Below are 3816 nucleotides of genomic sequence, written 5' to 3'. Positions count from 1 at the left end.
AATCATTAATGTTGCCCATTTGTTTATGTCAGTTTCTTTCATATTTATTTGATAATTAGAGTTCTTATCGAATTTTGTACAACATAATTTTGGATGCTCGTTTATATTATATAGTATTACTCATATAATTATAAGAGCATGTTAGAACAAATCATTATCCGCAAGTCATTCCTTAAAAAACATTTGGCTGCACCATTATTAAAGGAGCGAGAATACTTTCTAACTATGAAAAGTAAGGAAGGATTGTCCCGGCTAACACTATTGGGGTGGGCTGGGTATTCGCTCAAGTTTATCCAATATTTCGATCTTCATGATGGCGAAAAGAGAATTGTGTCACTTGATGATGTCGTTGAAGCTGCACGTCAATGGTCTTCACCCATTCCTGATCATTATCATTCTCGGAAACGTCATGATTGCCCTTCCTCAAGAATCAAATTCATTGAGATGGCTGTTGAATTCTTACTATACGTAGGTCTTTTAGATTCTCGTTACCAAGACGACATCATCAATTATCTCGCAGAGCGCAAATGGCACAGAGTCAGACTGATTGCCGCTCCCTTTTATAAAGAGAGAATGTCTTTCTTGATGGATTGCAAATCAAAAGGTTTTAAAAGACAGACACTTCAGCTTTATGCACAGTATCAACTTCATCTAATAGAGTATCTTGATTTAAAGAACTTCCGTATTGTTACCAATGAGGAAATCTCAAATGCAGCAAAAAAATGGCAAAACCTGGAAGACAAAGGTTCTCACAAGAAGAAAGGCACCAAGTCTAATTATAGTTTCTTCATCTATTTTGCAAATATGTGGCTTAAAGAGCTACATATGCTACCAGAATCAGGATCTCCTTCAATATCAGATATACGCATAAATGAATACCTTAATCACTTGGCATACAGGAGATATTCTCATGCCTATATTAAGGGAAGGAGATATATACTCACCTACTTTTACAAGATAATAGAAAAGGAGAACCAGGAACACCCTTTAACATTGGAAGATATAGATAAATACATTGAATACTACACGATTAACAAGGTTCAACGTAACACGCTGAAAGAGTACCTGTGTTGTATTCGTGTATATCTTCGTTATGCAGTCGAAAAGGGGTGGTGTATTACCGACCTAGATAAGGCGTTAATCACTCCCAAAGTATATAGTGAAGAAAATCTCCCTTCTTTCTTGCCGTGGAATAAAGTTCAAAAACTGTTACAAACAGTCAAAGAACAAACTGGTAAATCCGCATCGCGCGACTATGCTATTTTTATGTTACTTGCTATGTACGGTTTACGTTGTAGTGAGGTGGCAAACTTGAAGATTAGCGACATCGATTGGCGTAAAGAACAAGTCTATATTAAGCGTGCGAAGAATTGTCGACCACAAGTGTTACCACTTCTACATAATGTAGGAGAAGCTATTATCGCTTACCTAAAACAGGGAAGGCCAAATGACATAGGAAGCGATAGCTTGTTCTTTTGTACACCAGCCCCGATACGTCCTATATCTTGTACAGCCATAGCTTCCGTCGTATATAGGTATTTGAAATCCAGCGAAATGGACGTTAGGCACAAAGGTCCCCATTGTTTACGCCATAGCCATGCAACTTTCTTGATAAACGAAGGACAAACCTTAAAGGATGTCGGTGATTTACTGGGTCACAAAAGTATGGAAGCGACAAGAATATATGCAAAAGTGGATCTCAATTCACTTAGAGATGTTTCAAATATTAACTGGGGGGAGCTTCTATGAGTATAAAAGAAACTGTTGAGTCATTTATCAAGTTTCGTAGGTCTATTGGTCGTAAGGATCAGAGTACAACTTACTCTTTGAGATTATTTGCTAAGTTCATTGGAGAAACAACAGAATTAACTTCAATAACGGAAAGCGATTGTAATGCCTTCCTTTACAGAAAAGGAAATGTCATCACCAGATATTGGCATTCTCAGCACTGCATTCTGAAAAAACTTTTTGAGTGGGCTTTTTCTAGAGGACTCATTCAAAACATACCTATTCCCGTTTTTCTGCCTAAAGCTCCAGAGTATTATCCCGCTTACATATATACGGATGACGAACTGAAGAGACTGTTTGATTGTGCGCTTACATATCGCAAATATAGATCATTTGTTAATGAGCCAATATGTATACGATATATCTTGATGATCACGTATATGCTTGGACTCAGAATAAGTGAGACCTTATCCTTAAAAATAAAGGATATTGATATGGATAATATGTACGTGCATATACATTGTAGTAAGTTCTACAAGTCTCGCTTGGTTACTTTCAACGAACAAATATCAAAATTGATGCAAGAGATATTACAATGGCGAAGTACTCAAATGTCCCCAATGGTAGAGGATGCATATGTTTTCATTAATCAGAAGGGGAAACCTGTTAATTTTGTATCTTTACATCAGATATTTGCGACCATTCGTAAGAATGCAGGTCTTTATTTCCCTGATAGAGGACGTCATCAGCCTAGAATACATGATCTTCGCCATACTTTTGCGGTCGACGTCCTTACTAACTGGTATAAATCAGGAAAGAACGTACAGGATTTACTGCCGAAGTTGTCTATCTATTTGGGACATCTTAACGTGTCCTTCACTTCCGTCTATCTAACAAAGACGCCAACTTTGTTGCAGGAAGCAAACAAATTGTTTTATGCTTATAAAAACACGAACAATGAAGAACAGAAGAATTACTGAAACAGAATATCTTGGCTATTGGCTAAGACCATTCCTCATAGAGTACTTAATTGTCACTCGAAACCTTAGTCGTAACACTCAGATGAGTTATCGTGATACATTCCGTATGTTGGTATCGTATGTCTCTACATTAATAAGTATTGCAATAGACAATCTCAAAATCTCGGATATTACGACTGACGTTATTACGAAATTTCTTGATTATCTGGAAATTGAGAGAAAAGTTTCCGTATCTTCAAGAAACAATCGTTTAGCTGCAATAAAGGCTTTCGCAAAGTTTCTGGCGTGGAAATCTCCTGAACATATAGATTGGTGTCACCATGTCACTCTTATCCCTTCAAAGAAAACGGAAAAACGCATGATAACCTATATGGACAAATCTGAGATCGAAGCCTTGGCTGATGCACCATTGAAAACATGCAAATATCAAGGGATAAGAAGTCGAGATCATGTCATTATCCTATTCATGTATAATACTGGCGCCCGAGTGTCTGAAGTTATTGGTGTTAAAGTGAAGGATGTTGCGATGCCTTCAAAACGTGGAATGCCAATGGTGACATTACATGGCAAGGGGCGTAAAGAGAGAATATGTCCTTTATGGGAGGATTTCTGGGATTTACTCAAACAATTTATAGACAACAAGTTGCCTGACGATTACCTTTTCCTTAACCGATACAATCAGCCTATGAGCCGATTCTGTATTTATGAAATGATAAAGAAATACTCACAAGATGTAATCTTAAATCATCCCTCTCTTGCTAATAAACGCCCATCTCCTCACGTTATACGCCATACAACCGCCACTCATCTACTTAATTCTGGAGCGGATATTGATATGGTTAGAAATTGGATGGGACATAGCTCGATTGATACAACAAACATCTACGCCGAAATTAGCATGGAAAGGAAATTAGAAGTTCTCAAAAAATGTGAGCAGTCCGTTTCCGATACACCATCACGAAAATGGTCTGAGGATAAGGAGTTAATTACATTCTTAGATAGCCTCTAATTCCTCCAAAGATAGAATTATGTTGTGCAAAATGTCAAAGAACGATTGATTATTAATTGTTTAGACTAATGCCCAACATAATTCTATGTCAGACATAAA

At 37.2% G+C, this 3816-nt stretch carries 3 protein-coding genes; all 3 read left to right on the top strand.

All coding sequences use genetic code 11. The features are described from left to right. Window positions 1–138 precede the first annotated feature (138 nt). From DW033_RS20245 to DW033_RS20235, 3 genes are read left to right on the top strand one after another with little or no spacing between them, the layout of a single operon-like run. Window positions 139–1749: a site-specific integrase gene (locus tag DW033_RS20245; RefSeq protein WP_007750048.1), complete on the top strand. Its 1611-nt coding sequence runs from the start codon at window positions 139–141 to the stop codon at window positions 1747–1749. Beyond that, window positions 1746–2708 carry a tyrosine-type recombinase/integrase gene (locus DW033_RS20240; protein ID WP_117921377.1) on the top strand — a complete coding sequence of 321 codons (963 nt, stop codon included), beginning with the start codon at window positions 1746–1748 and terminating at the stop codon, window positions 2706–2708. The genes DW033_RS20245 and DW033_RS20240 overlap by 4 nt, the downstream gene beginning before the upstream one ends. Continuing rightward, a complete protein-coding gene (locus tag DW033_RS20235) occupies window positions 2686–3717 on the top strand; it encodes a tyrosine-type recombinase/integrase (RefSeq protein WP_007750053.1) in 1032 nt (343 codons plus the stop codon). The genes DW033_RS20240 and DW033_RS20235 overlap by 23 nt, the downstream gene beginning before the upstream one ends. The last annotated feature ends 99 nt before the right edge of the window (window positions 3718–3816 follow it).

Origin of the sequence: Parabacteroides sp. AF39-10AC, from assembly GCF_003635405.1 — a bacterium.
Taxonomy (GTDB): domain Bacteria; phylum Bacteroidota; class Bacteroidia; order Bacteroidales; family Tannerellaceae; genus Parabacteroides; species Parabacteroides distasonis.
The sequence above is the reverse complement of the archived record's forward strand: the minus strand, read 5'-3'. Positions and strand labels throughout refer to the sequence as shown.